Annotated in this window: 2 protein-coding genes; both read right to left on the bottom strand. The window is 75.4% G+C overall.

Annotation, left to right across the window (positions count from 1 at the left end; genetic code table 11):
- Positions 1–2388 (bottom strand): non-ribosomal peptide synthetase (locus VFZ20_RS28295; protein WP_329687323.1); only part of this gene is annotated, 2388 nt, incomplete at its 3' end.
- Positions 2385–2675: phosphopantetheine-binding protein (locus tag VFZ20_RS28290; RefSeq protein ID WP_329687322.1), on the bottom strand; the 291-nt coding region annotated here is incomplete at its 5' end. The genes VFZ20_RS28290 and VFZ20_RS28295, both read right to left, overlap by 4 nt.

Here is a 2675-nt window from a genome sequence, read left to right as displayed (position 1 = left end):
GGAGGGGGTGCCGCCGCCGGGGCGGCACTCCACGGCCGTGACCCGCACGGTGGTCTCCGTGGGGCCGTACACGTTCAGGAAGGTGCGCCCGGGGGCCCAGCGGTCCACCAGCGCCTCCGTGCACGCCTCGCCGCCCACGCTCACCACGCGCAGCCCCGGCAGGGGCGCCGGGGGGAGCGCGGCCAGGGCCGTGGGCGTCATCTTGGCGTGCGTGACCTCCATCCGCTCCAGCAGCTCCACCAGATCCGGCCCGGGAAGCAGCGCCTCGCGGGGGGCCAGGACGAGCGTGGCGCCCGAGCACAGGGCCGGGAACAGGTCCGCCAGCGACGCGTCGAAGTGCAGGGGGGCAAAGAGCAGGGCCCGCGCGCCGGGTCCGAACCCGGCCAGGGCGGCGGAGGCGCCCGTCATGTTGGCCGCCGCGCGGTGCGGCACCACGACGCCCTTGGGGCGGCCCGTGCTGCCGGAGGTGTAGATCATGTACGCGGCGTTGGCGGGATCCACCGCCACGCCCACGGGCCCGGCGGGGACGGCGGCCAGGGCCGCGTCGTCCAGGGACAGGACCCCGGCCTCCACCCCGTCCAGCCCCGCGGCCAGCCCGGGCTCCGTGAGCACCAGGCGCGCGGCGCAGTCCCCCAGCACGAACGCCAGGCGGTCGCGGGGGGCGGCCACGTCCAGGGGCACGAACAGGGCGCCCGCCTTGAGCACGCCCAGCAGGGCCGCCACGGCGCGGGGGCCCGGCTCCAGGTACAGGGCCACCCGGTCCTCCAGCCCCACGCCCCGGTCGCGCAGCAGCCGCGCCACGCGGTTGGCCTCGTCGTCCAGGGCGGCGTAGGTGACCGTGTCGCCGCCGAACCGCAGGGCGGGCGCCCCGGGGGTGCGGGCGGCCTGCGCCTCGAACAGCCCGTGCACGCAGGTGTCCAGGAGCAGCGCCGTCTCCGTGCGGTTCCACTCCGTCACCACGCGGGCGCGCTCGTCCGCGTCCAGCAGCTCCAGGGCGTGGACGGGCACGTCGGGGTCGGCGGCCACCTGGCGCAGCAGGCGCTGCAGGTGCGCGGCCATGCGCTCCACCGTGCCGCGGTCGAACAGGTCGGCGCGGTACACCAGGGCGCCGGAGACCTGGGCGCCCCGCTCGGCCATGTTCAGCACCAGGTCGTACTTGGCCTGCTGCAGCCCCGCGCCGGCGGGCGCCGCGTCCAGGGCGCCCAGCCGCAGCGACTCGCGCGCGGGGGGCTGCAGGGAGAACGAGACCTGGAACAGGGGCGGATGGGCCGGCCCGCGGTCGGGCTGCAGCTCGTCCACCAGCTTTTCGAAGGGAAGGTCCTGGTGGGCCATGGCCTCCAGCACCCCCTCGCGCACGCGCGACACCAGCGCGCGAAAGGTCAGCCCGCCGGACAGCTCCGTGCGCAGGGGCAGCATGTTGACGAAGAACCCGATCAGGTTCTCCACCTCCGCGCGCGACCGGCCGGCCACGGGCGTGCCCACCACCACGTCGTCCTGCCCCGACCAGCGCGACAGCACCACCTGGAAGGCGGCCAGCAGGGTCATGAACAGGGTGCCGCCCTGGCGGCGCGACAGCGCCCGCAGCGACTCCGACACGTCGGCCGGGAGCAGGAACGCGCACGTCTCCGCGCGGGCGCTGGCCGCCGTGGTGCGGGGCCGGTCCGTGGGCAGCTCCAGCAGGGGCGGCGCGCCCGCCAGCCGGCCCCGCCAGTAGTCCACCTGGTCCCGCAGCACGGGGCCCGACAGGTAGTCGCGCTGCCACGCCGCGTGGTCGGCGTACTGGATGGGCAGCGGGGGCAGCGACGGCTCGCGCCGCTCGGCCGCGGCCGTGTACAGCTCCGACAGGTCGCGCACCAGCACGTCCTGCGACCACCCGTCGCCCACCACGTGGTGCAGGGTGAAGAGGACCAGGGCGTCGTCCTCGGCCAGGCGCAGCACCGTCACCCGCAGCAGGGGGCCCTCGGCCAGGTCAAAGGGCCGCGCGGCCTCCTCGGCCGTCAGCCGGGCCGCCTCGGCGGCGCGGGGCTCGGGGGCCAGGTGCCGCAGGTCCACCTCCAGGGGCACCACGGGCGCCGCGGGCCGCACCAGCTGCACGGGCACGCCGTTCTCCGCCGGAAAGACGGTGCGCAGGCTCTCGTGCCGGCGCACCAGCCCCGTGAGCGCCCGGGCCAGCACGCGCAGGTCCAGCGAGCCCCGCAGGCGCAGCGCGTACGGCATGTTGTACGCGGCCCCGGCCGGGTCCATCTGGTGCACCACCCACAGCCGCAGCTGGGCGAAGGAGAGGGGAAACCGGTTCCCGCGCTCCGCCTGCTTCTGAAGCTTCTGGACCAGGAGCCGACGCTTTTCTTCCAGCGACAGCGTGGCGGATCCCTGTGGCGTCTGACTCACGATTCCTGCTCCTCTTCCAGCGAAAGGTTGCTCAACAGCCGGTCCATCTCTTCTTCGGACAGCTCGTCCACGGTGGCCAGCACGTCTTCCACGCGGGTCCCGGCGACGATGGCGGGCACGGGGACCACGGTGCGCGCGGTGCCGTCCACCTCGGCGGCCAGGGCGGCCACCGTACGCACCTCGAACAGGGCGCGCAGGGGCAGCTCCACCCCGAACGTGTCGCGGATGCGCCCGATGATGCGGACGGCCAGCAGCGAGTGGCCGCCCAGGTCAAAGAAGTTGTCGTG

This window comes from Longimicrobium sp. (assembly GCF_036280135.1).
In the GTDB taxonomy this organism is placed as follows: domain Bacteria; phylum Gemmatimonadota; class Gemmatimonadetes; order Longimicrobiales; family Longimicrobiaceae; genus Longimicrobium.
The sequence above is the reverse complement of the archived record's forward strand: the minus strand, read 5'-3'. Positions and strand labels throughout refer to the sequence as shown.